Origin of the sequence: Symbiopectobacterium purcellii, from assembly GCF_019797845.1 — a bacterium.
GTDB classification, from domain to species: domain Bacteria; phylum Pseudomonadota; class Gammaproteobacteria; order Enterobacterales; family Enterobacteriaceae; genus Symbiopectobacterium; species Symbiopectobacterium purcellii.
On record NZ_CP081864.1, the window covers coordinates 1,437,985 to 1,461,923 of the forward strand.

At 42.7% G+C, this 23,939-nt stretch carries 22 protein-coding genes and 2 pseudogenes; 19 read left to right on the top strand and 5 right to left on the bottom strand.

The window, feature by feature from the left end:
* The first annotated feature begins 65 nt into the window (after positions 1 to 65).
* The 10 genes from K6K13_RS06755 to K6K13_RS06800 all read left to right on the top strand — a co-directional run bounded on the left by K6K13_RS06755 (position 66) and on the right by K6K13_RS06800 (position 10,584).
* Complete coding sequence (locus K6K13_RS06755) at positions 66 to 1,064, top strand: ATP-binding protein (protein ID WP_222160079.1); 999 nt, start codon at positions 66 to 68, stop codon at positions 1,062 to 1,064.
* Between the two features lies 1 nt (position 1,065).
* On the top strand, positions 1,066 to 2,190 hold the full coding sequence (locus K6K13_RS06760) for a N(5)-(carboxyethyl)ornithine synthase (RefSeq protein ID WP_222160080.1): 1,125 nt from the start codon (positions 1,066 to 1,068) through the stop codon (positions 2,188 to 2,190).
* The gene (locus K6K13_RS06765; protein ID WP_222160081.1) at positions 2,183 to 3,403 is read left to right on the top strand and encodes an oligosaccharide flippase family protein; all 1,221 of its coding nucleotides are present in this window, start codon (positions 2,183 to 2,185) and stop codon (positions 3,401 to 3,403) included. The genes K6K13_RS06760 and K6K13_RS06765 overlap by 8 nt, the downstream gene beginning before the upstream one ends.
* 407 nt (positions 3,404 to 3,810) lie before the next feature.
* Positions 3,811 to 4,074, top strand: coding sequence for a hypothetical protein (locus K6K13_RS23535; RefSeq protein WP_222160993.1), 264 nt, complete (start codon positions 3,811 to 3,813; stop codon positions 4,072 to 4,074).
* Positions 4,075 to 4,572: 498 nt separating this feature from the next.
* Positions 4,573 to 5,679, top strand: coding sequence for a glycosyltransferase (locus K6K13_RS06775; RefSeq protein WP_222160082.1), 1,107 nt, complete (start codon positions 4,573 to 4,575; stop codon positions 5,677 to 5,679).
* A gap of 6 nt (positions 5,680 to 5,685) precedes the next feature.
* On the top strand, positions 5,686 to 6,459 hold the full coding sequence (locus K6K13_RS06780) for a glycosyltransferase family A protein (RefSeq protein WP_222160083.1): 774 nt from the start codon (positions 5,686 to 5,688) through the stop codon (positions 6,457 to 6,459).
* A 34-nt stretch (positions 6,460 to 6,493) separates the two neighbouring features.
* Positions 6,494 to 7,513 (top strand): UDP-glucose 4-epimerase GalE, encoded by a 1,020-nt coding sequence (galE, locus tag K6K13_RS06785; protein ID WP_222160084.1) that lies wholly within the window; start codon positions 6,494 to 6,496, stop codon positions 7,511 to 7,513.
* 52 nt (positions 7,514 to 7,565) lie between these two features.
* Positions 7,566 to 8,309, top strand: a complete 744-nt coding sequence (locus K6K13_RS06790) for a glycosyltransferase family 2 protein (protein WP_222160085.1) — start codon at positions 7,566 to 7,568, stop codon at positions 8,307 to 8,309.
* A 46-nt stretch (positions 8,310 to 8,355) separates the two neighbouring features.
* Positions 8,356 to 9,363: an NAD-dependent epimerase gene (locus K6K13_RS06795; RefSeq protein ID WP_222160086.1), complete on the top strand. Its 1,008-nt coding sequence runs from the start codon at positions 8,356 to 8,358 to the stop codon at positions 9,361 to 9,363.
* A 54-nt stretch (positions 9,364 to 9,417) separates the two neighbouring features.
* Positions 9,418 to 10,584 carry a nucleotide sugar dehydrogenase gene (locus K6K13_RS06800; RefSeq protein WP_222160087.1) on the top strand — a complete coding sequence of 389 codons (1,167 nt, stop codon included), beginning with the start codon at positions 9,418 to 9,420 and terminating at the stop codon, positions 10,582 to 10,584.
* Between the two features lie 283 nt (positions 10,585 to 10,867).
* On the opposite strand, the pseudogene K6K13_RS23700 reads toward K6K13_RS06800, so the two are convergent.
* The 4 genes and pseudogenes from K6K13_RS23700 to rfbA form a co-directional block, all read right to left on the bottom strand.
* Positions 10,868 to 10,972 (bottom strand): annotated as a pseudogene (locus tag K6K13_RS23700) (integrase); the annotation flags it as partial.
* A 265-nt stretch (positions 10,973 to 11,237) separates the two neighbouring features.
* Positions 11,238 to 12,083 carry a dTDP-4-dehydrorhamnose reductase gene (gene rfbD / locus K6K13_RS06805; RefSeq protein ID WP_222160088.1) on the bottom strand — a complete coding sequence of 282 codons (846 nt, stop codon included), beginning with the start codon at positions 12,081 to 12,083 and terminating at the stop codon, positions 11,238 to 11,240.
* Positions 12,083 to 12,616: a dTDP-4-dehydrorhamnose 3,5-epimerase gene (rfbC, locus tag K6K13_RS06810; RefSeq protein WP_222160089.1), complete on the bottom strand. Its 534-nt coding sequence runs from the start codon at positions 12,614 to 12,616 to the stop codon at positions 12,083 to 12,085. Before rfbC ends, rfbD begins: the two co-directional genes overlap by 1 nt.
* Positions 12,617 to 12,755: 139 nt before the next feature.
* A complete protein-coding gene (gene rfbA, locus K6K13_RS06815; protein WP_222160090.1) occupies positions 12,756 to 13,628 on the bottom strand; it encodes a glucose-1-phosphate thymidylyltransferase RfbA in 873 nt (290 codons plus the stop codon).
* 188 nt (positions 13,629 to 13,816) lie between these two features.
* Here rfbA and K6K13_RS06820 point away from each other — a divergent pair, with 188 nt between their 5' ends.
* From K6K13_RS06820 to K6K13_RS23130, 8 genes and pseudogenes are all read left to right on the top strand, one after another.
* A complete protein-coding gene (locus tag K6K13_RS06820) occupies positions 13,817 to 14,719 on the top strand; it encodes a sugar phosphate nucleotidyltransferase (RefSeq protein ID WP_222160091.1) in 903 nt (300 codons plus the stop codon).
* 166 nt (positions 14,720 to 14,885) lie between these two features.
* A complete protein-coding gene (gene gnd, locus K6K13_RS06825; protein WP_222160092.1) occupies positions 14,886 to 16,292 on the top strand; it encodes an NADP-dependent phosphogluconate dehydrogenase in 1,407 nt (468 codons plus the stop codon).
* A 408-nt stretch (positions 16,293 to 16,700) separates the two neighbouring features.
* Positions 16,701 to 16,958 (top strand): exopolysaccharide production protein YjbE, encoded by a 258-nt coding sequence (gene yjbE / locus K6K13_RS06830; protein WP_222160093.1) that lies wholly within the window; start codon positions 16,701 to 16,703, stop codon positions 16,956 to 16,958.
* A 93-nt stretch (positions 16,959 to 17,051) separates the two neighbouring features.
* A complete protein-coding gene (locus K6K13_RS06835) occupies positions 17,052 to 17,711 on the top strand; it encodes a YjbF family lipoprotein (RefSeq protein WP_286206783.1) in 660 nt (219 codons plus the stop codon).
* Positions 17,712 to 17,720: 9 nt separating this feature from the next.
* Positions 17,721 to 18,500 carry a capsule biosynthesis GfcC D2 domain-containing protein gene (locus tag K6K13_RS06840; RefSeq protein WP_222160095.1) on the top strand — a complete coding sequence of 260 codons (780 nt, stop codon included), beginning with the start codon at positions 17,721 to 17,723 and terminating at the stop codon, positions 18,498 to 18,500.
* Positions 18,500 to 20,654: pseudogene (locus tag K6K13_RS06845) on the top strand (YjbH domain-containing protein). The gene K6K13_RS06840 and the pseudogene K6K13_RS06845 overlap by 1 nt, the downstream one beginning before the upstream one ends.
* 215 nt (positions 20,655 to 20,869) lie before the next feature.
* A complete protein-coding gene (locus K6K13_RS23125) occupies positions 20,870 to 21,232 on the top strand; it encodes an MASE2 domain-containing protein (protein ID WP_252120437.1) in 363 nt (120 codons plus the stop codon).
* Between the two features lie 30 nt (positions 21,233 to 21,262).
* Complete coding sequence (locus K6K13_RS23130) at positions 21,263 to 21,931, top strand: diguanylate cyclase (protein WP_252120438.1); 669 nt, start codon at positions 21,263 to 21,265, stop codon at positions 21,929 to 21,931.
* Positions 21,932 to 21,963: 32 nt separating this feature from the next.
* On the opposite strand, the gene K6K13_RS06855 is transcribed toward K6K13_RS23130, so the two are convergent.
* Complete coding sequence (locus tag K6K13_RS06855) at positions 21,964 to 22,614, bottom strand: hypothetical protein (protein ID WP_222160096.1); 651 nt, start codon at positions 22,612 to 22,614, stop codon at positions 21,964 to 21,966.
* Positions 22,615 to 22,863: 249 nt separating this feature from the next.
* On the opposite strand from K6K13_RS06855, the gene K6K13_RS06860 reads away from it, so the two are divergent.
* Positions 22,864 to 23,745, top strand: coding sequence for a MurR/RpiR family transcriptional regulator (locus tag K6K13_RS06860; protein ID WP_222160097.1), 882 nt, complete (start codon positions 22,864 to 22,866; stop codon positions 23,743 to 23,745).
* The last annotated feature ends 194 nt before the right edge of the window (positions 23,746 to 23,939 follow it).

Sequence of the window (23,939 nt, forward strand, 5' to 3'; positions counted from 1 at the left end):
TTATTCATTCCATCCTTTATCTGTTTTAACAGATGAAGGATGGTCATTATATTGGATTAAAATTCATGAAATCTAAAAGAATAGGGATTATTTGTTACCCCGGTTTGGAATTGGATAAGATAATCGCAGCATGCAAAGATGAACATCTCGATTATAAAATTATAGATTTTTTTTCGACGGACTGGTTAGAACAATGCACTCCTGATATTCAGGGCTACCTTGTGCGACCGCCTTGTATTTATCAGGAACATAAAAGTATTTTTGATGAAAGAGTGTATTATATAAATCATGTTCTGAAGAAAAAAACATATCCATCTTTTTCCGAAATATATACTTATGAAAACAAAAGAAATATGCACCTTTTTTTAAGTGGTTATAATATACCGCATGCTAAAACAGTGGTTTTTTTAGATAAAAAGAATGCATTAAACCATTCAAAAGAAATTAATTATCCCGTGATATATAAGAGTAACATCGGTGCGGGTGGTTCCGTAGTTAAGGTAATAGAAAACAAGCGGCAGTTTGAAAATATTGCCCATTCCATCTTTGGTCGATTATCACCAGAGCTAAGTATTGGTTGGTTTCCTTATATAAAGTATAAAAATATACCATTACCTCGATTAGGTCGTGCTACGAAACACTATATGCTAATCCAAGAGTTCTTAAAGATTAAATGGGAGTGGAGAATGATTAGGATTGGTAATAGTTATTTTGGGCATCAAAAATTATTAGGTGATAATGGGTTTGCTAGTGGCTCTGAACTTGTTGGGTGGGAAATGCCTAGCAATGAACTTTTAGCATTATTACACAATACTACAGAAAATATGAATATGCGCTGTATGGTTTTAGATATATTTGAAACGGAAAATGGTGAGTATTTTGTCAATGAAATGCAAAGTATAATCGGCGCATATAGACCATATCAGATGAAAGTGAATGGTGTCCCTGGGCGGTATATTTATAAAGATAATTCTTTTGTATTTGAAGAAGGAATCCATTGTCAAAATGCATGCTGGAATCTTAGGGTTAAAGACTTTTCGGATATTTTAGACGCTGAGGGATAATATGGGGAATTTTATTGGAGTTTTTGGTACGTCAAGTAAAAAATTTGAAAATAGAATTCCATTACACCCTGCTTTATTCTCTAGTATTCCTGGTTCTGTAAAAAAAAATTTAATTTTCGAGTCTGGATATGGTGAGAAATTTGGTATAACAGATGATTTTTTTAGTGAACACTTTGCTGGTGTTGCTACGAGAGAACAACTCTTTTCTGAATCAGATGTTTTTTTGCTCCCCAAACCTGAACTAGATGATTTTAAGTTTTTCTCTGAAGGGAAAATTCTTTGGGGATGGGCTCATTGCGTTCAGGGTGTTGAAATTACTAGTGCGGCTATTGCAAGTGGAATGACTATAATTGCCTGGGAAGCTATGTATGGAGGAAAAGATCACACTCACATTTTTTATAGGAATAATGAACTAGCTGGTTATGCTGCAGTACAGCATATGATGATGCTGACTGGGAAAACTGGCTATTTTGGTAAAAACCTTAAGGCGGCTGTTCTCGGGTTTGGTGCAACAGCTAGAGGTGCTATAAATAGTTTGAGATCTTTAGGTATTAATGAAGTGACGGTATATAGTAATCGTCCAAGTTATTTAATAAATGCGCCTATCGAAAATGTATCATACTTCAGAATTATCAGAGAGCAGGGTAAATCAATTTTATTAGAAAATCAAAATGGCAAGTTTGAGAGCTCTTCATCAGTTTTATCTGATTTCGATATCATTGTTAATTGTGTGCTCCAAGATACAATGAATCCGATGGTGTTTATAACTGAAGCTGACTTGATAAGATTTAAAAGACATGTGGATATCATTGATATAAGCTGTGATAAAGGTATGGGATTCTCCTTTGCACAACCAACATCATTTGCTGAACCAGTATTGAAAATTGCTAATTTGGTTCGCTACTACTGTGTTGACCATACACCAACGTTATATTGGGATTCTGCATCCTATGAGATAACGAAGTCTATTTTGGACTTCTTACCTGATTTAGTGCACAACAGTTGGATGTCGAACTCTATATTGTCTGATGCAGTCGAAATACACAATGGACATATCAAAAATGAAAAAATCATTTCATTTCAAGAAAGAGCTAACAAATACCCTCACAAACTAAAATATGAATAAAAAATCAATTATTAAAAATATAATTAGCTTCGGCATTGTAGATTTTATTGGTGTTGCTATACCAATTATTACTATGCCGATTCTAACTAGAAGCATTGGCCTAGAACTGTATGGTGTTTATCTTTTATTCACTACGATTTTGACGTTTGGTTTCACTGTCATTGATTATGTAGTGCATTATGTTGGCGTTAGATCTGTTGCAAAAACAAGTGAAAATAAAAAAAAGACAATATTAAAATACATCAATTTTCAACAGATAAGATTGATTTTGTTGATGGTATATATACTTTGTGTAGCTGCTTATTGCTCTATATACCAAAGGGCTTATTTTTATCTCTTTGTAGGTAACGGCGCAATATATTTACTAGGATATTTTTTTAGTAGTCCATGGTTTTTCCAAGCGATTAACAAAGTCTCATTACTGGCAATAAGTTCTCTCATATCAAGATTATGTAGTTTGGTGTTTATACTTTTTTTTATTAAAAATGAAAGTGATTTTTTTGTACTGTTCTATGTATCCTCTGTTCCTGTATTGATAGCAGGACTAGGAATGCGATATTTACTATTCTGTAATTATGGAATAGGCATCATGGGTCGGTTTAAACTTCATACGATATTATCCTATTTTAAAAATGGGTATGGTGTATTTATTGGTATTCTTGCACCAAATTTCTACAATGCAATACCCGTAATGTATTTGGCTGGTGTCAGTAATCAACAGGAGTTCGCTAAATTTGCGATTGCTATGCGAGTATGTGGTTTGATATATATAATCCAAAATGTTTACTCTAAAGCAATATATCCTTTTCTTTCTAGAAGTAAGATCAATTACGTAAAAACTTTATTGCTGGTGAATGGTTTTTTTTCATGTTCGGTGGCCATTTTTTTAGCATTGTTTGGTCAAAACATATTAGAATTTATATTGAATATAGATTACTCTGATGGTGGCTTTTATCTTAATACGTTATTAATTAGCATGATATTTGTAGGGGCAGCTAATTCATACAGTCAGGGGTTCTTCTTGCCAAGAGGTTTTGATTATATATTTAGAGATGTATCAGTGATTGTTTCGAGTATATCAGGAATTAGTTGTTTTTTTCTAATATATCTTTATGGGGTTATAGGTGCTGTCGGTGGGATATTTTTTGCTAGATTACTTTTTTTTATTTTTTATGGTTTTAACTATTTTAAACTTACAAATAGATTCATTTAGTTTTTTTGAATTTCGTCATAAGTATTTTTGAGAATTCAACATAGGCGCATATTAATGGGATTTTTTGTTTGTATCGTCGTTTTGTGGCTTATATCTATGGGGGATTAGCAAAGTCACGATTCGAGGCTGGGTGGCTAAATTATGTATATACGCGCCACCATTCCTAATTTATTTTGCTACCGCTGCATTACAATTTAATGTTGGCTCAGATTACACATCCTACATTTATATTTATGAAAACCCCTTTTTTTTAGGGAAGTATTTAAATGCAGGCGAATATTTTTCCTACTTAATAAATGTTTTTTTTAGGGTGGTTTAAAGCGTCTTCTCAATTTGTTTTTGTCATTATTCATTGATTCAAACTATTTTTCTATTCTATTAGATATCCACCTTGAAGGGAAAAGGGTATACGGTCTAGTTTTTTTTGTGTTTTTTATACTGTTAGCAATATTTACAACAATCAATTAAATGGATTGAGACAGTATACCGCTCTAATCATCTTTCCTATAATTACAAATTTTATTTGTGAAAGAAAAAATATTAAGGAGATTGTATTAATACTTTTCCCCATGACATTTTATTTGACTGCTGTATTATTTTTTATCGCATACTCACTTAGATACATCAGTGCTATTTTGAGTGAAAATATTTTTTGCTATTTTTATTATTAGTGCCCCAGTTTATTATTTTGGTGGGGAATATATAAAGCCATTTATGTCACTCATGGGCGGTAGTTATTCATTTTACGAAGATAGTGAGTATTTTGACGGTGTTGATTTTAACGTGATTATCACTAAGATATACTACTTACCAGCAATTCTATTATTTTACTTTGTCTATGCTAAAGATAATATTTTGTCGATTCAGTATGATAATTATTTTAAAATGTGTGTTTTTATATTCACAGTTATTTAACGGTCGTTTTTTTAATGTTATACGTTGGTTTGTTAGGGAGAGTTTCAGCATATTTCGTTTTCTTTTATGCATTCCCTTTTTATTATTTATTTTTTTATTTTAACGATAGACATAAATCGGTTATTGCTCGACTGGTTTCACTTTATGCTATTATTCCTTATATAGCTAAAGTAACCTTCCTCGCAAAAGCAGAATTTTTATATAAAAGTTACATATTTAATTGATATTATATTTACATAGAGACCTTTTCAATAATGAAGATTGCTATTTTCATACCTAATTTTTTACAAGGTGGTGCAGAAACTGTTATGGTTAATATTGCTAACTACATGGCAGATATGGGGCATCAAATCGATTTAATTGTCGCTGAAAATCGTGGGCCTTTAAAAGATATAGTTTCTGAAAAAATCAATATTAATAATTTAAATTGTGGTAGGGTTATATTTTCTCTACCTAAGCTTGTTTTTTATTTTTTAAATAAAAAACCTGATGTTTTCTTTTCAACGTTGAAAGAAAATAATGTTGTTGCTATTTTAGCTAGTATTATTTCGCTATCCAAGGCTAAAGTGGTTATTCGAGAAGCTAACACACTAAGTGAAGAGTTTTCTAGAGAGTCGAAATTGTTACAAAAAATTAAACTCTTTCTCGTTAAGTTTTTGTATCCCCGGGCAGATAGAGTTGTGGCTTTATCATTTCATATGAAAAATGATATTGATAACTTTCTTGCTATAGATTCAAAAAAAATAAAGGTTATCTATAATCCCGTAAATATTGAACGACTAGATGAGCTAAGTAAAGTTGATTGTATTAAAGGCAATCCTATATTAAATCCAGCAGTGAAAAACATAGTGTCTGTTGCTCGATTATATAAATCTAAGGGATACGATACAATTCTACATGCATTGAGCTTGTTAAAGAAAAAGGGTCATCAATTTCATTTTTATGCAGTTGGTGATGGTCCTGAGAACGAAGACCTTGTGCGTTTGACTGATGAATTACAATTATCAGATTGTGTTTCTTTTTTAGGATTTAAAAAAAATCCCTTTTCTATTTTAAGTAACGCGGACTGCTTTGTGTTAGCCTCACATTACGAGGGAATGCCAAATAGTCTTTTGCAAGCAATGGCTTTAAATATTCCAATTATATGCTCTGATAGTCCTGGTGCTTCATCCGAGGTCTTAGAAAGAGGAAAATTTGGATATCTTTTCCCTGTAAATGATTATGAGTGCTTATCAAAATTATTAGATAAGTTGTTTAGTAATGATAAAGCAAAGGTAGATACTCGGACTATAATTATTAAAAATCATAATGCAGATAGAATTATGCAGGAATACACAACAACTTTGACTTCTTGGGATTGATATAAAATGGAAATTAAATCACTTGAAATATTAATATCAACCTTAAATGATGGGGTGTTTAATATTAAATTAAACAAAGAGTACGATGTACTCATTGTTCACCAAATAACCAATGGGAAAATGACTGATTATGAAAGTTATTATAATCAAAATATCGCTAGTGAGCGAGTAAGGTATATTCAAAGTAATACCATAGGTCTTTCAAAAAGTAGAAATATAGCATTAAAAAACTCTTGTGGTAAATACTTATGGATCATGGATGATGATGTCGAAGTGTTGGATAATCTTGAAGATAGAATTGTTGAATGCTTCGAATCTAATCATTGCGATATTGTTATATTAAATCATTTTTTTAGCAACCAAGAAATAATTGATACTAGAGAGAAACAATTTCATCACAATAAAATTTCTGCTGCTGGCATCTGTTCCATTGATATATGTATGAGGCGAGAAGTTAATAAAAGTATTTTCTTTGACGAGAATTTTGGTCTTGGAACTTCGCTTCCTTCCGGTGAGGAATATATATTTATAACTGATGCGTTAGATAATGGTTATAAGGTTTATCAAAGCAATATTCTGTCATCAACACATCCTGAGATTTCTTCCGGCTTAGATTTTTTTAGTACATCAAATAAAGTAAGGGCAAAAAAAGCCATGTTCAAACGTGTGTTTAAAAGAATTGGAAGTGTTATGATGTTTTGCTTTTTTATAAAGAAAATCCCTTTGTTAATAAAAAAAAGAAAGGTGCTTTTCTTTGCTTACAATGCATTTATAAAATAACTTCTCAATAACCGATATCTAGGGGAAAGATATTATGACTGTTTTAATTACTGGGGGGGCTGGGTTTATTGGCTCGCATACAGCTTTAGCATTGTTGGAAAGGGGGTATGACATTGTTGTTTTGGATAATTTTACAAATTCTAGTCATAAATCTCTTACACGAGTAAAGACTATTACCGGTATAAATTTTGATGTACATGAAGGTGATGTTAGAGATAAAAATAAATTGCGTGATATATTCAGTCGTTATGCAATTTCAGATGTGATTCATTTTGCAGGGTTAAAGTCGGTTAGTGAATCAATAAAGAATCCTCTAGAATATTATGATGTAAATGTGGTTGGTGTGTTATGTCTTCTTGAAGAAATGAAATTAGCACATGTTAAAAGTATAATATTCAGCTCTTCTGCAACGGTTTATGGACTTCCTAGTAATATCCCATTGAATGAATGTGAATCGACGGGGAATACACTAAATCCTTACGGAACATCTAAATATATTTCTGAAAGAATTCTGAAAGATTTATCATTATCCCATCCTGATTTCAATGTTACTATATTACGTTATTTTAACCCTGTAGGCGCTCATCCATCTGGTTTAATTGGCGAAGATCCACATGGAGTACCAACTAATTTGCTTCCGTATATAACACAGGTTGCAATAGGTAATCTTGAACAGTTATCAGTATATGGAAATGATTATCCCACTAAAGATGGTACGGGTGTTAGAGATTACATACATGTTATGGATTTGGCTTCAGGACATATTGCAGCTATAGAGAATAAGCAACGCAATCTTTATAATGTATATAATCTTGGTACTGGGAAAGGTTTTTCGGTATTAGATATTATAAATTCATTTAAAAAAGTCACTGGTATTAAGATTAATTATAAATTCGAACCTAGACGTCCCGGAGATGCTCCAGAATGCTGGGCAGATCCTTCATTAGCCAAATCTGAATTAGATTGGGTGGCTACGCGAGATTTAGAAGAGATGATTCGAGATAGTTGGAATTGGCAAACACTTAATCCGAATGGATATGAATGTAATTATTAGAACGGCATTCATGATACCTTATTTTTGCTGAATTATTTACATTGGGGTTTACATGTCTTTAGTCAGTGTAATTATGCCTGCTCATAATGCTGATGCCACAATAGCTGAGTCCATAGAGTCCGTTTTAAATCAATCTTTTCCTGATTTTGAGTTGATTATATGTGATGATGGTTCTACTGATAATACAAACGCAATAATTAAGAAGTATTCAGATATTGATAAAAGAATTATTTTAATTGAGAGTTTTATGTCTCGAGGTGCTGCTGAAACAAGAAATTTGTGTATTTTAAAGTCAAGGTTCAAATTTATATGTTTTCTTGACAGCGATGACCTTTGGGAAAAAGATAAGTTGGCTTCTCAAGTATCTTTTATGCAAGAAAATAACCTGGCTATGACCCATGGTAAATATAAAATGTTTGATGGTGGTGGACTTAATAAAAAAATAATCCCGCCTAAAGTAATATCGTATTCAGACTTACTCAGGAAATGTGATATTGGATGTCTTACGGTAATGTTAGATTCTGAAAAAATAGATTCTATACGTTTTCCTAATGTTGTTAAAGAGGATTATGCTTTATGGTTGCTAATCATGAGGAATGGTTTTTCTTCATATTTGTATCCAGGGTGTGAAGCATATTATAGAAGACGGGCCGGATCAGTATCTTCATCAAAAATAAAGGAAATTAAAAAGCAATTGCATGTGCTTAAATATGTTGCGGATATATCATTTTCTAAACGATGTTTTTATATACTTACATATTGCGTTAATGGTTGCATTAAGCATTTTTACCACTAGTTTCATATGTTGTTTTTGTATGCCATGATTAAGGTTCAATGTTAATATGAATGTGCTCATTACTGGGTCTGCTGGGTTCATAGGTTTTTTCCTTGCGAAAAAACTTCTTTCTAATAATGAACGTATTTTAGGCGTCGATAACTTAAACGATTACTATGATGTGTCATTAAAAAAAGCTCGTTTGGTCGAGTTAGATAGTTATGATAATTTTAAATTTCTTAATATCAATCTTTGTGATAAGGCATCCCTTATTAAGTTGTTTAGTGAGTCGTGTTTCGATTGTGTCATAAATCTAGCTGCCCAAGCTGGCGTTAGGTACTCAATCGAAAATCCATCAGCCTATGCTGATAGTAATCTTATCGGTTTCTTAAATGTGCTTGAATGCTGCCGTCAATTTAAAATACAACATCTTATATATGCATCATCAAGCTCCGTATATGGCTTGAACAGTAAAACGCCTTTTTCAACTAACGATTCTGTTGATCACCCGGTTTCACTTTACGCTGCAACAAAAAAAGCCAATGAATTAATGGCTCACTCTTATTCCCATTTGTACAACATTCCTACCACAGGCCTGCGTTTCTTCACTGTTTATGGCCCGTGGGGACGCCCTGATATGGCGTTGTTTAAATTTACACAAAAAATATTTAATAATGAACTCATAGATATCTATAACAATGGCAATTTGAGCCGGGATTTCACGTACATAGATGATATTGTCGAAGGCATTATCCGTTTAATTGATGTTGTCCCTGAACGTAATGACCACTGGACACCTGAGTCAGGAAGCCCTGCAACCAGCTCAGCCCCATATCGTATCTACAATATTGGCAATGGCAGTCCAGTAAAACTGATGGATTTTGTTACAGCGCTAGAAAAAGCGTTGGGAATGGAAGCTAAGAAGAATTTTCTACCTATGCAACCAGGTGATGTCTACCAAACGTGGGCTGATACCGAAGATCTTTTTAAAGTAACAGGCTATCAACCGAAAGTGAATGTTGAAGAGGGTGTTGCCAGGTTTGTTGAATGGTATCGAAAATTTTATAACTGCTGATCACTTATCGAATAATGATAGAAAAGATAATCATGAATTTTAACGGTTAGAATAATGAAAATAGCAATTGCAGGTACAGGGTATGTAGGCCTTTCAAATGCCATGTTGTTGTCTCAATGTCATCAGGTTGTTGCATTGGATGTTGTGGCAGAGAAAATTACGTTATTAAATAATAAACAGTCACCTATTGTTGATAATGAAATCGAGCAATTTCTAAGTAAAAAAGAGCTTGATTTTTTAGCTACACTTGATAAGCAAGAAGCGTACTTGGGCGCTGATTTCATCATTATTGCTACTCCAACTGACTATGATCCTAAATCTAATTATTTTAACACGCAGTCAGTTGAATCAATAATTCGTGATGTTTTGGCAATTAATCCAGATGCTGTAATGATAATTAAATCTACAGTTCCTGTTGGCTTTACCAAATCAGTAAAAGAAAAATACGCGACAGACAACATCATTTTCTCCCCCGAGTTCTTACGTGAAGGTAAAGCACTCCACGATAATCTGTACCCATCGCGTATCGTTGTAGGAGAACGTTCAGCGCGGGCAGAGCAGTTCGCTAACTTGTTGCTTGAAGGTGCAATCAAAAAAGATGTGCCGGTTTTATTCACAGATTCAACAGAAGCAGAAGCCATCAAGCTGTTTTCTAATACCTATCTGGCAATGCGTGTTGCTTATTTTAACGAGCTGGATAGCTATGCCCAGATGAATGGTTTGGATAGCAAACAAATAATTGATGGCGTAGGGTTAGATCCGCGTATCGGCAGTCATTACAACAACCCGTCTTTTGGCTACGGTGGTTATTGCCTGCCTAAAGACACTAAGCAGCTGCTTGCTAACTATGCCAGCGTGCCTAATAGCCTGATTAGCGCGATTGTTGACGCAAACCGTACTCGCAAAGATTTCATCGCTGATTCCATTATCGACCGTGACCCCAAAGTGGTGGGAGTTTACCGCTTGGTGATGAAGGCTGGCTCAGATAATTTCCGTGCGTCCGCCATTCAAGGCGTGATGAAACGTATTAAAGCTAAAGGCATCGAAGTTGTTGTTTATGAGCCAGTCCTTCAGGAAGACACATTCTTCCGTTCTCGTGTTGTCCGCGATCTTGATGCGTTCAAAGAAATGGCAGATGTGATTATTTCTAACCGTATGGCACCGGAATTGGCGGATGTTGCGGATAAAGTGTATACCCGCGATCTGTTCGGTTTAGATTGATTAAGTCTACAAATGAAGTGGAGATTTGCGAATACGCATTCATTTACTGAAGCAGTAAACCCCTTGCCACTCACCGCCGAAGGCGATATCGTTAATTTGTACCTACAAAATTAGGTGCCAGGATTGAAATCCTGCCTGACGGTACCGAGCGCGTTTGCGTTTTTTTGTGTCGCGCGTTTAGCTGCCCTTCTGGGGGGGGAATTGGCGAGGGGCATCGCAAGATGCATCGGTGTCAGTGTGGCCGGTAGTTCCAACCCCGTCCGGTTCTGTAAGCACACCGGTTTTAGTTCCACTCACTTTGTGAGATTTCCGGTTTTTCTGTCATCAGCCGGTATTCTTCCTGCGTCAGGTTATTCAGGGAATCAAGAGGCCGCTCGCTGTTATATTCCGTCTGTGATTTCTGTGACCACCCGCTGCGCTGGAAGATTCAGATCGATTTCTATTCCGAGAGCAATGAATGGTTCGGTTTACCTGGATACTTACAGCAGCTTTAGGCGGTGAATTGAGTATTGCCGTGCGAAAGAATTTCCTTTCATCTTTAAGCAAATGGCTTTTGATAGCGTTTTCGTCGTAGAAATGCTTATGCTAAAAACACCGGATGCATTGCTATTGTATCTGGTGCTAACCATTTTTAAGCGGTATTGGCAAGAATCTCAGATCGTTTTATTCAGTGCACCTTGCCAGTCAGATAACGTAATGCCTAACGCTTTGATTTTGTCCCCTGCCAGTGTTGAATAGGCAGGTCGGTGTGCCGGAGTGGGGTACTGCGCTGTGGTGATCGGTGTAAGCGTCGGTGCTTTACTCAACACTGCTTTCTGCACCGCCACCGTAAATATCGCCTGAGCAAACTCAAACCAGCTCACTTCTTTATCACCGGCGTAGTGATAAATCCCACCCGCAGCCTGTTGGTGTAACAGTGCAATAATCGCCTGTGCGATATCGCCCGCGTAAGTGGGACAACCGCGCTGGTCGTCAACGATGCTCAGCGCATCCCGCTCTTTGCCTAACCGCAGCATGGTTTTCACAAAGTTATTGCCATATTCGCTAAACACCCAAGCTGTGCGCACGATAATCGCGTCAGGTGCAGTTGCGCTAACGGTGTGCTCCCCCGCCAGTTTGGTCCTGCCATACACGCTGAGCGGGTTGGTTGGGCTCTCTTCAGTGTAAGGCGCGTTGGCGTTGCCATCGAAAACGTAATCGGTTGAAACGTGCACCAAACGAATGCCGTATTGGGCCGCCACACTTGCCAGATTAGCGGGGCCTGTGGCGTTAATGCGTTCCGCCAATTCCACGTCGCTTTCTGCATTATCCACTGCCGTATAAGCCGCTGCATTAACAATAGCATCCGGTTTGAAAGTACTCACGGCTGTTGTAACTTGAGCCAGATCGGTAATATCCAATTCTGCAGAATCGGTAGCAAGAATTTGCCAATCAGCAGGCAACCTATCCTGAAAGCAGCGCCCAAGCTGGCCGTTTGCGCCGGTCAATAGCACTTTCATCAATCCAGCTCCTTGAAGCGTTTGCCGAGTTTATCCTTCTCTGAAAGCAGCGGTGATTCCAGCGGCCATTCAATGCCCAAAACCGGGTCGTTCCACAGTAAGCAGCCTTCATCGGAGGGTTGATAATATTCCGTGCATTTATATTCAAAATCCGCAACGTCAGAGAGCACGGCAAAACCGTGCGCCAACCCTGGCGGCAGCCAAAATTGGGTCTTATTATCTTCAGTTAACAGCACGCCAAACCATTTGCCATAGCTGGGGGAATCACGGCGAATATCTACCGCAACATCATACACTTCACCGCGCACCACTCGCACCAACTTGCCTTGCGGGCGAGTTTTCTGGAAATGCAGTCCACGCAATACGCCTTTGCTGGAACGCGAGTGGTTATCTTGCACGAAATCCAGATCGATATTCAGCATCTGCTGATAACGATTTTTCTCAAACGTCTCTAAAAAAAATCCGCGCGCATCACCAAAAACCTTGGGTTGAATCACTTTTGCGCCATAAATGGGGGTATCGATCACTTGCATAGTGTTTGTTCAATAATGGTAAGGTTAGCTAAATTTGTGCACCAGATATTCCTGGCTTATGCCGAGGACGGTAAGTATCACGTTTGCTGAGCATAAAGACATTAGCATTTCACGAACGTTGTGACATGTTATCGGCTTACTAACGCGTTTCTTCAACCAGTCGCGCCAGATACTGCCCATATTGTGTTTTGCTCAGTAATTGGGCTTCTTTTGCTACTTGTTCACGCGAGATCCAGCCTTTACGGAAGGCAATTTCTTCCAGACAGGCGACTTTCATTCCCTGACGTTTTTCAATGGTATGAATAAACTGTGAGGCTTCAATCAGGCTATCATGGGTGCCGGTATCCAGCCAGGCAAAACCCCGGCCTAACAACTCTACGTTGAGCGTGCCTTGCTCCAGATACATCTGGTTCAGTGTAGTAATTTCCAATTCACCGCGTGCGGAAGGCTTAACCTGCTTAGCCATTTCCACCACATTGTTGTCATAAAAATAGAGCCCGGTCACCGCCCAGCTAGATTTAGGTTTGAGCGGTTTCTCTTCAATCGACAGGGCTTTAAAATCGGCATCAAATTCCACCACGCCAAAACGCTCTGGGTCGGTTACCTGATAACCAAATACTGTTGCGCCTTGTTCCTGCGCCACTGCACTTTCCAGCTTTTTACCAAAGCTCTGACCAAAATAGATATTGTCACCTAAAATCAATGCACAGCGCTCACCGTTGATAAACTCTTCACCGATAATGAACGCTTGAGCCAGTCCATCAGGGCTCGGTTGCTCTGCATAGCTGAGGCTGATACCAAAGTGGCTGCCATCGCCTAATAGGCGCTGGAACGAAGGAAGGTCTTCGGGGGTGCTGATAATCAAGATATCCTGAATGCCTGCTAACATCAGCACAGAGATCGGGTAATACACCATGGGCTTGTCATAGATAGGCAGCAGTTGCTTCGATATGCCACGGGTGATGGGGTAAAGTCTTGTGCCAGAACCACCTGCCAATACGATGCCTTTCATTGTTTTAACCTTTGCTGTGGATACTTGAAGTAGCAGGTTGTCATCATACAATATCGATGCAGAATTGTCTGATCTATCAGAAATCTGAAGTCACCAAGATCGCTTTGTGGCCAATTGGGTGTAACCTTATTCTCACCGCCGCGTTATGATGGCAGAAAAATGACAACGGATAACAAGAGAGTTAATGCATGGCAACAACATTGAAAGCGATTATCCCCGTCGCCGGGTTAGGTATGAACCTGCTGCCGGTAACAAAAGCAATCCCAAAAGAGATGCTGCCGTTGGTGGATCGTCCGGTAATCGAGAAAATCGTTAACGAGTGCGTCAATGCGGGTATCAAAGAGATTGTGCTGGTTACGCACGCCTCAAAAAACGCTATTGAAAACCATTTTGATACCTCTTTCGAGCTGGAATCGTTGCTGGAAGAGCGGCAAAAACGCCAACTGCTGGCCGATGTACAAGCCATCTGTCCTAAGGGCGTGACTATTATGAATGTGCGTCAGGGCGAAACGCTGGGGCTGGGTCATGCCATCAACTGCGCGCGTCCCATCGTTGGGGATAATCCGTTTGTGGTGGTGTTGCCGGATGTGGTGATGGATGAAGCCAGTGCCGATCAGAGTAAAGAGAATCTGGCACAGTTGATTGCGCGTTTTGAAGCAACGGGCCACAGCCAGGTGCTGGTGAAACATCGTCCTTATGAAGTGCTGCCGGAGTACTCAGTGGTGGAATGCGCTAAGCCATTGAACCACGCAGGTGACGCAGCCGTTATCACTTCCATGATTGAAAAACCGGAAGTGCCGCCGGAAGAAGGGTCAGATTTGTCAGCGGTCGGGCGTTATGTGCTGTCTGCGGATGCCTGGTCTATTTTGGAAAAAACCTCCGCAGGTGCTTGGGGCCGTATTCAACTGACCGATGCCATCGCTGAGCTGATTGAGCAAAACCATCAGGTGGATGCAGTGCAGATGGCGGGCCGCAGCTTTAACTGTGGGCGTAAGCTCGGTTATATGCAGGCATTTGTCGCTTATGGTCTGCGTAATCCTGAGTTTGGTGATGCGTTTAAAGTCAGCATTAAAGAATTGCTGAATAAATAATTAGCATTGATCCCCTGTTAAGCCCTGCCACCGTGCAGGGCTTTTCTCTTCTTTAGACCTATCACTATCCACATGCCTTAAGCTGAGTTACCATATCCGCCTGCTTTTGCGTTGTCTGTCGTCGTCGTGATACAGGCAGGTTATCCTTCAGACAGGAGTTGCTTTAATGTCCAAACAGCAAATTGGCGTGGTGGGTATGGCGGTGATGGGGCGTAATCTGGCGCTTAACATCGAAAGTCGTGGTTACACCGTGTCCATTTTCAACCGCTCTCGTGAAAAAACCGAGGAAGTGGTGGCCGAAAATCCCGGCAAAAAACTGGTGCCTTATTATACCGTTGAAGAGTTTGTCGCGTCGCTGGAATCCCCGCGTCGCATTCTGTTGATGGTCAAAGCCGGTGAAGGCACGGACAAAGCGATCGAATCCCTGAAGCCCTATCTGGATAAAGGCGACATCATCATTGATGGCGGTAACACTTTCTTCCAGGACACCATCCGCCGCAACCGTGAGCTGTCTGCGGAAGGGTTCAACTTTATCGGCACCGGCGTCTCCGGTGGTGAAGAGGGCGCGCTGAAAGGCCCTTCCATCATGCCGGGGGGGCAGAAAGATGCCTATGAGCTGGTGGCACCTATTTTGGAAAAAATTGCTGCCCGTGCCGAAGGTGAAGCCTGCGTTACCTATATTGGACCAGACGGCGCCGGTCACTATGTAAAAATGGTGCACAATGGCATCGAATACGGCGATATGCAATTGATTGCTGAAGCCTATTCACTGCTGAAACACGGCTTGAACCTGTCCAACGAAGAGCTGGCAAAAACCTTCTCTGAGTGGAATGCCGGGGAACTGAGCAGCTACTTGATCGACATCACCAAAGATATCTTCACCAAGAAAGATGAAGAGGGTAACTATCTGGTTGATGTGATTCTGGATGAAGCGGCCAACAAAGGTACGGGCAAATGGACCAGCCAAAGTTCGCTCGATCTTGGCGAACCGCTGTCTCTGATCACTGAGTCTGTGTTTGCGCGCTATATCTCTTCACTCAAAGATCAGCGCGTTGCTGCTTCTAAAGTGCTAACCGGGCCGCAGGCAAAACCGTTTAGCGGTGATAAAGCGACCTTTATCGAGAATGTGCGCCGTGCGCTCTATCTGGGTAAAATTGTTTCCTATGCGCAAGGTTTCTCCCAACTGCGTGCCGCTTCAGAAGAGCATCAGTGGAACTTGAACTACGGTGAAATCGCCAAGATTTTCCGTGCCGGTTGCATTATTCGCGCCCAGTTCCTGCAAAAAATCACAGATGCCTACGCGGCAACGCCGGATATCGCCAACCTGCTGCTGGCACCGTATTTCAAGAAAGCTGCCGATGACTACCAGCAGGCATTGCGTGATGTTGTCGCCTATGCGGTGCAAAACGGTATTCCGACGCCGACGTTCTCGGCAGCTATCGCTTATTACGACAGCTACCGCTCCGCGGTGTTGCCTGCCAACCTGATCCAGGCTCAGCGCGATTACTTTGGCGCGCACACCTATAAACGTACGGATAAGGAAGGCGTATTCCACACCGAATGGTTGGAATAAGTTATTTCTTAAAATTACGTTATTAAATAAACGCCGAATAGTGTCGCTATTCGGCGTTTTGCATTGAGATTTCTCATTTAATTAAAGGTAATCATGCTGTTATGATTGACTTCCTTTTTGTCGCTACCCATCTTTGTTAACGTCAATATGAGCGTAATTTACAATTTCACTGTTTATTGTAGCGAGATCTTGCTATTTTTAAGCGTGTGTAAAAAAACAGAGTCAGGGAATGGGGAGCGTTGAGATTCCCTGTCCTATAATCTATTGCTGAGAGTCTCCTCAGTGGAGCGATGTCGCCGCGGTCGGAGTAGGCTGTGCCGCGCATCGCGGTAAAGAAGGTTGGGATGCGGTTTTTCTTGAACGGTATTCCTCCCTGAAGCGCTTCATTTGTTAATAAAGGAAATCGTAATGAAGAAGACGTTACTTACGTTGGTCCTGGCTGTCGCCATGTCCTCCAGTGCGTTTGCAGCAGCTCCGGGTTCCATCGGTGCGGCCGGTACAGCAGGTTCTAGTGCTGGCGCTGGCGCTGGTATTGCTGCAGGTACTACTGCGGCTATTGCTGTTGGTGTCACTGCCGCAGTAGCGGCTGGTGTTGCTGTTGCTGTTGCCAGCAATGACAGTAATAGCACCGGAACCACGACTACGGGTACTGTGCCGGCTCGTTAATGTCATTTGACTACCAAGGCCACTTCGGTGGCCTTTCTTTTGTTATTTCTGGCGGTTTTGCGAGACATTCACACAATGATAAAAATAACGCTCGTGACAAAGCGCAGTGTGTTGATGCTGCTGCCATTGTTCGCACTGGCATTGGTCGGTTGTTCACAAAATATGGATGCATTGCAAAAAACGGCCAAGCTGGCGATTTGGGGACAGGATGATGTGCAGGTCTCCGCTGAGAAGGTGGCACAAACTCCCTATGCATCCGCGTACCTGAGAGTCGGAAAAGCCCCCCAGGCTTTTGTGGTGTTGGCCTTTGCTGAGAATGGCCAGTTCAAATGGATTGGTGCCGATCGCAATATTGTCGTGACGCACAATGGACGTATCGTTAAAACCCAAGGCTTCGGTGAAGATATTGCTCATGTCATCAATGTCACGCCTGATCCGCTTGCTGTCGGTTTGTTAAAACCCTCAACGCCATTGCACTGGCAGGGGAAAATGGCCTGGTCACAGGTGCAACGCGGTGATTATGCGATAGAATCCGTGTTTCAGGCGCACGGTAAAGAGACCGTGACCATTTTGGACAAGCCGCGCCAGTTGTTAAAATTTACCGAACAGGTTTCGGTTCCCGCCTTAAACGCGGAATACACCAATACCTACTGGCTCGAGCCGACCACTGGGCAGGTGGTGCAAACCTGGCAACAGATGGGGCCGGACATGGCGCTGGTTAAATTCACGGTATTAAAACCCTACGTACAATAAAGGACTGACATGTTGGCATTTTCCCGTATGGCGCTCCTGATGCTGTTGACTGCGGGGGGGGCACAGGCCGCACAGTTAACGGTAAAAACCCCGCAGCAAACGCTGGCGGTGGTGAAACAAGCCGATGGTACCCGGCTGACGGCGTTTTATCAGCAGGTGACGTTTCCCGCTGAGGTTAACTGGCGTACTGCGTTGATTTCTGATTATGCCAGTACGCAAAAGGTCTATGCACAGGCAGAAGCGTTGCGTAAATCACTGGCCGAGTTGGAAACCCGCTGGCGCAACTCTGGTGATGGCGACCTGGCGATTTCCGCCTGGCTGATGCGCAAAATGCTGGATCAGGTTGACGTGGCCGGAAGAATCTTAACGCCGCTCGACCCTGACCAGGTTCGTATCAATCCACGCCTTAACCGCCCGTTGGTGGGCGACTATGCGCTCTATATCGCACCATTGGCATCCCGCTTTACCCTGGCTGGGTTGATTAATACCGATCCTGATATCGCGGAACTGAAAACCGTGGGCGATGTGGCGTTGCAATCCGGTGGGACGGTTAGAGATTATGTGCTGGAAGGTCGCTTTCTGGCCGGTGCTAACCAGGATTTCGGCTATCTTATCGATGGTCAAGGTGCATGGCGCAAGGTGCCACTGGCGTTGTGGAACCAGCAGCATATTGAGCCTGCGGCAGGTGAAACGTTGTTTATTGGTTTCGATCCCGGCGTATTGCCCAACGAGTTTGCGTCTCTGAACGATCAAATTGCTGATTTTTTGGCTAACCGGATTCCACACTAATGACAAAGAACAGAAGATTTAAAATAGGTTGTCTGTCGTTGGCCATCGGCGGTGTACTGAGTGGTCAGGCTATGGCGCAGGATGTTGCCCAGCAAAGTGATCGTCTTAAGGACGTCACCAATTCCAATACTCGCTTTGACAGTGCTGGTGTATCGCAGTCTGATTTCGGTGGCACCGGGTTACTGCAAATGCCCACGGCGCGTATGGCGCGCAGCGGCGAATTCAACCTGAACTACCGGGATAACGACGAATACCGACGTTATTCGGTGTCAATGCAACTGTTTGATTGGCTGGAAACCACGGTGCGTTACACCGATATTCGTACCCGGCCTTATAGCAATAATGTCGCCTTTAGTGGTGATCAAACCTATAAAGACAAGTCTTTCGATGTGAAAGCGCGGCTTTGGCAGGAAAGCGCATGGCTGCCTGATGTCTCTTTTGGTCTGCGTGATATCGCCGGTACCGGGCTGTTTGATAGTGAATACCTGGTTGCCAGCAAGCGCATGGGGCCGTTTGATTTTACGCTCGGTATTGGCTGGGGCAATATGGCCGAGAGCGGTAATATCAAAAACCCGGCTTGTGAATTTAAAGCCAGTTTTTGCCAACGCAGCAGCAGCTTTAAAACGGGTGGTGGGCAATTTGAAGTAGGGAACTTTTTCCACGGTCCCGCTGCATTGTTTGGTGGGATAGAATACCAAACCCCGTGGAACCCGCTGAGCTTTAAGCTGGAATATGACGGTAACGATTACAGTGCCGAAGCCGCAGATCAGGGCCGTAAAGCGTCAGAGAAAATCAAGCAAGACTCTCCCTTTAATATCGGCATGGTCTACCGCGTCAGTGATTACTTCGATACCACCCTTTCCTGGCAGCGCGGCAACACCCTAATGTGGGGCTTTAGCCTGCACACCAACTTTAACGATCTGCGCCCGGTGCATCCGGAAGATGTTCCACCTGTTTATGCGCCCGTTCGTTCTGATAATGGCACCAACTGGCAACAGGTGGCGCGTGAACTGGATGAGAAGGCCGGTTACAGCGATGCTGATATTTATGCTGATGCCCAGCAGGTCACTATCGTTGCCGATCAAGAGAAATACCGCGATAAAAATGATGCCAATCAGCGTGCGGCGACCGTTTTAGCTAACCATGTGCCTGAAAGCGTAGGGGAATACCACATCGTACGCCGTAACGAGCGTTTGCTGGTAGAGAGCACGGCGGTGGATACTAAAGCGTTCCGCGAAGTGCAAACCGCCTCCACGCCGTTAGGGCAACCGGAGCCGGTGAGCCACCGTGCGGAGCCCATTTCTGATATCAATGGGCAGCCAGTATTGCGCAGCGAACCCTCGCGCTTTACCTATTCGTTAGAGCCGGCATTGGCGCAGTCTGTTGGCGGAGCAGAATCGTTTTATATGTATCAGATATCACTCAATGGCGGTGCAGATTATCGCCTGAGCGATCACTGGTCGGTCGGCGGTGCAGCTTCATTAAATCTGATCAATAACTACGATCGTTTTAATTATAAAGCGCCGCCGAATGACACCGCTTTGCCGCGCGTCAGAACCTGGATTCGTGAATATGTAACCTCTTCCGACCTGCTGCTGACCAACCTGCAATTGACACGCATGGATAACCCGGCGACAGACTGGTACACCCAGGTATACGGTGGTTATCTGGAAATGATGTATGCCGGGGTCGGTTCCGAAGTGCTGTACCGTCCGTTTGGCGAGCGTTGGGCGTTGGGACTTCAACTACGTCAAGCAGCGTGATTGGAATGACATCATGCGCATGGCGGATTATGACGTGGTGACTGGGCACCTTACCGCGTATTGGGAAATGCCGTATGTAGAAGGTTCGTTTGCCAAAATCAGCGTCGGGCGCTATCTGGCCGGAGACTATGGTGTTACGGTCGATCTGTCGCGTCGCTTTGACAGCGGCATCACCGCCGGGGTGTTTGCCACCAAAACCGATGTTAGCAGCAAAGACTACGGCGAAGGCAGCTTTACCAAGGGCTTCTATATCTCTATTCCGTTCGATCTGATGTTTACCGAACCGACGGTGAAACGTGGTGTTGTCGGCTGGACCCCGCTGACGCGTGATGTTGGTCAGATGCTGCAACGGCGTAACGGTCTCTACGGCGTGGCGGGTGAAATCCGTTAGCGGTAATACCTGGAAGGCATTAACCTGCGGCCTTACTCTTCGGAGTAGGGCCGCATTATTTTTATCTGAGAAAGGAATATTGTCGGCTCACAGTAGACGTTTTGTGTATTTCAGGTAACGATATAAATAACAAATTAACTGCGTTAATACGGGGCGAATGGCATGATTTAGGTCATACTGTTCACCCTTTGATGCAATGGAATGGGAGAGGCGTCATGTCTGTTAAATCGCCTACATTATTGACAGTGGACTCTCGTCTTTCTGGGATACGCTTTTCCAAGCGGGTCTTCCTGCCGCGTATTATCGGTACGCTGTTGTGCCCCCTCTTTATCGCTTCCGTGTTGGTGACAAAAACCACGCCGTTTTGGGTATGGGTACTGCTTTTTCTCAATGTGTTTGTGTGGCCCTATCTTGCCTATTACCTGTCTACACGTTCCGCCGATCCTATGCGCTTTGAGCGAGGGAATTTGTTGGTGGATGTCGTTAATGGTGGATTCTGGATCGGTATGATGGGGCTCAACGTGTTGCCCAGCGTCATCATCATCGCCATGGTAGGCATGAATAGCATGGCCGGGTGAGGCGTTCGCTTGTTTATCCAGGGCGTTAGCTTGCAACTGCTCAGCGCTGCTCTGGTCGCAGGCCTTAACGCACACCGCATCGATGTAGTGACGACACCCACTCAGCTCTACGCTTGTTTGCCCATGCTGCTCGTTTATCCGATGGCACTTGGCTATGTCACGTATGTAACGGCGACCAAGCTGGCTGAACATAAGCGCAGATTGATGTTGATGAGTACCCACGATGGTATGACCAACGTCTATAGCCGCCATCACTGGGAGCAGTTGTTGCACAACGAATATGAAATTTGTCGCCACATTGATGAACCCTCTACATTAGCGCTGATCGACATCGACCATTTCAAAACCATCAATGACAGTTTTGGTCACAATGTGGGTGATGAAGCAATACTGTTTTTGACAGAAGAGTTGCGTAACGGTTTGCGTGCGACCGATGTGATTGGTCGCTTCGGGGGGGACGAGTTTGCGGTGATTTTGCCTGAGGCGCGAGCAACTGATGCGGTTGAGATAATCAACCGCATTCGTACTCGTTTGGCCGCTAAGCGCTTAACGCAAACGCCACAGCTGGGGATTCGCATCAGCGTCGGCGTAGCAGAATATCGCCCGACCATGAACCAGTATCACGACTGGCTCAAAGCGGCGGATATTGCACTCTATATGGCGAAAAACAAAGGGCGCGGGCGTACCGAAGTGGCCTAACGCCTCATCATCATGACATGCAATGATGCAGGCTACGGCAGTGAATTCAGCCGGTGGTAGATTTTGAAGTCAATAATCTGGTTGGTTATCTCTCCCAGCGGTTTTTCCGCATCAATCATGGTGTGAATATCCGTGGTGAGACGTGTGAAGTTCTCCAGGTTTACCGTTTGCTTTTTTTGATCGACATGCTGACTGATGGCATAAATAGCCGCTTTTGTTGCGTAAATGCCCGGTGAGTCTCCATAGAATCGTGTCAGATGCTGGTTTACCTCACGACGTAATCTGACTTCCGGGGCGGGTGTTGCTTTTTCTGTTGGCGAAACACCGTCTAAAAATTTCCGTATCTCCTTAACCCGATCGAGTGCATTGCCAAGTTGCTGGTACTTATCTTCCCGAATGCGTTGTTGATGTGAGCGTGAATAGCTGTAGGGATATGCCTTGAAACGCGTCAGTGACTCCAGGTGGGTGTCGGGTGCCGCTCTTTTTATCCTAAGCAGGGTTTCTGCAAAGGCGATATGCTTGGGGGATTTTGTTTTGTCCGCAAGTCTGACTGCGGAGGTCAAGCTGTCAGCAAAGCGTGCCCTGAAAGAGAGCAGCAGTGTCGATGTTGCAATAGTGCTTATCATGATGGTTTTTTGTGAACGTTGTGGTGGCGGGGAGTTAAAACTGTAGCGCATCACCACCAACGCTTTCTTCTATATTCCGTCTCCTGCGCCTAGGCGCTGTTCTGAAGCCGCATTGGCAAGCGGTTGTCTGCAAATTGGCCTAAAATGTTTTATGTCTGAAGCAAATACAACCCTTCTTTTGTGAATGGGTTATTAATAGCCTGCTATTTATTTTTTTTATACGTTAATAAGAAAAAATAAAATGCAGTGTTGCAATTGCTACATTTTTGATTTTAAATGTAGCAACTGATTCTTTAAGGGGGCAGTATGGAGTTCACCGCTTTATTGAGGGAACGTTTTTCGCGCTTGACCCCGTCACAGCAGATGATTGCACGCTACATCGAACGCAACAAAGATCGCGTCGCATTCATGACGGCCCGTCAGTTGGCCGCTGTGATGAACATCAGTGATGCCGCCATTGTGCGCTTTTCACGTGCAGTGGGGTATGAGGGCTATGCCCATATGAAAGAATCATTGGGGGATGCCTTGATTGAGCGCACTGGCGCCAGTGGCATCTTGCATCGCGAACCGGCGCTGCCCAGTGAAACAGAATTAAAAGAGAGCGTGTTTGCCAATGCCAGCCAGCTCTTGAAAGCCACGGCAGAACTGAATGAAGACCGTATTGTTTCAGCAGTCGCTGGGCGTATCGCCGCCGCAAGACGTATTTGGGTAAGTGGTAACGGAACCTCATTTTCCATGGTTTCCTACCTGGCGATGCAACTGAATCATTTCCTCGGCAATACCGAGGTGTTCAATATCGGTCACGGTGATGTGGCAGACCGCATATTGCAGGTGAATGAGCAGGATGTGTTTATTGGTATCGGGTGGGAGCGTTACATCCCCTATACCATTGATTTAATGAGCCTTGCCCGGCAGCGGGGAGCCTATGTCGTCGCGATGACAGATCGAGCCAGCTCTCCTTTAGCCAATGAAGCCGATGAAATGTTGTATATCGTACGCAGTTCATCCGCGGTGGCATGGTGGTCGAAAGTGAGTCCGATGATCGTCGCCGATTGGTTGATGGCGCAGGTAATCACTAAAGATGAGGAGAAGATCAAAGCGAATTTAAAACTTTCCGATGATGCCTGGCGTCTTCTGGGCCATTGGAAAAATGCCAACACCAGGGAATTATTTAACAATAATAAATAGATATAATTATAAAGCAGTAAAAATAACAAGCAGTAATACAGCGGTGGTTATTGCCACCGCTGTAACATTATAAAGAAATACCTTCGCGCCTTCGTTTCATTATTTGACTAATCAATGTGTTGCTGGAACACCATTTTTTGTTTAATCCTCGTTTTGATTAAACCGTGTCTTATGTTGCTGACATCAGAGAAAAG

Excerpts from the sequence above, each read along its gene's own strand:
- K6K13_RS06790 (WP_222160085.1), top strand. The coding sequence starts at position 7,566 with ATGTCTTTAGTCAGTGTAATTATGCCTGCTCATAATGCTGATGCCACA.
- K6K13_RS06795 (WP_222160086.1), top strand. The coding sequence starts at position 8,356 with ATGAATGTGCTCATTACTGGGTCTGCTGGGTTCATAGGTTTTTTCCTT.
- K6K13_RS06775 (WP_222160082.1), top strand. The coding sequence starts at position 4,573 with ATGAAGATTGCTATTTTCATACCTAATTTTTTACAAGGTGGTGCAGAA.
- K6K13_RS06840 (WP_222160095.1), top strand. The coding sequence starts at position 17,721 with ATGTTGGCATTTTCCCGTATGGCGCTCCTGATGCTGTTGACTGCGGGG.
- K6K13_RS06800 (WP_222160087.1), top strand. The coding sequence starts at position 9,418 with ATGAAAATAGCAATTGCAGGTACAGGGTATGTAGGCCTTTCAAATGCC.
- rfbD (WP_222160088.1), bottom strand. The coding sequence starts at position 12,083 with ATGAAAGTGCTATTGACCGGCGCAAACGGCCAGCTTGGGCGCTGCTTT.
- K6K13_RS06755 (WP_222160079.1), top strand. The coding sequence starts at position 66 with ATGAAATCTAAAAGAATAGGGATTATTTGTTACCCCGGTTTGGAATTG.
- K6K13_RS06860 (WP_222160097.1), top strand. The coding sequence starts at position 22,864 with ATGGAGTTCACCGCTTTATTGAGGGAACGTTTTTCGCGCTTGACCCCG.
- galE (WP_222160084.1), top strand. The coding sequence starts at position 6,494 with ATGACTGTTTTAATTACTGGGGGGGCTGGGTTTATTGGCTCGCATACA.
- rfbC (WP_222160089.1), bottom strand. The coding sequence starts at position 12,616 with ATGCAAGTGATCGATACCCCCATTTATGGCGCAAAAGTGATTCAACCC.
- rfbA (WP_222160090.1), bottom strand. The coding sequence starts at position 13,628 with ATGAAAGGCATCGTATTGGCAGGTGGTTCTGGCACAAGACTTTACCCC.
- K6K13_RS06765 (WP_222160081.1), top strand. The coding sequence starts at position 2,183 with ATGAATAAAAAATCAATTATTAAAAATATAATTAGCTTCGGCATTGTA.
- gnd (WP_222160092.1), top strand. The coding sequence starts at position 14,886 with ATGTCCAAACAGCAAATTGGCGTGGTGGGTATGGCGGTGATGGGGCGT.
- K6K13_RS06760 (WP_222160080.1), top strand. The coding sequence starts at position 1,066 with ATGGGGAATTTTATTGGAGTTTTTGGTACGTCAAGTAAAAAATTTGAA.
- K6K13_RS23125 (WP_252120437.1), top strand. The coding sequence starts at position 20,870 with ATGTCTGTTAAATCGCCTACATTATTGACAGTGGACTCTCGTCTTTCT.
- yjbE (WP_222160093.1), top strand. The coding sequence starts at position 16,701 with ATGAAGAAGACGTTACTTACGTTGGTCCTGGCTGTCGCCATGTCCTCC.
- K6K13_RS06820 (WP_222160091.1), top strand. The coding sequence starts at position 13,817 with ATGGCAACAACATTGAAAGCGATTATCCCCGTCGCCGGGTTAGGTATG.
- K6K13_RS06780 (WP_222160083.1), top strand. The coding sequence starts at position 5,686 with ATGGAAATTAAATCACTTGAAATATTAATATCAACCTTAAATGATGGG.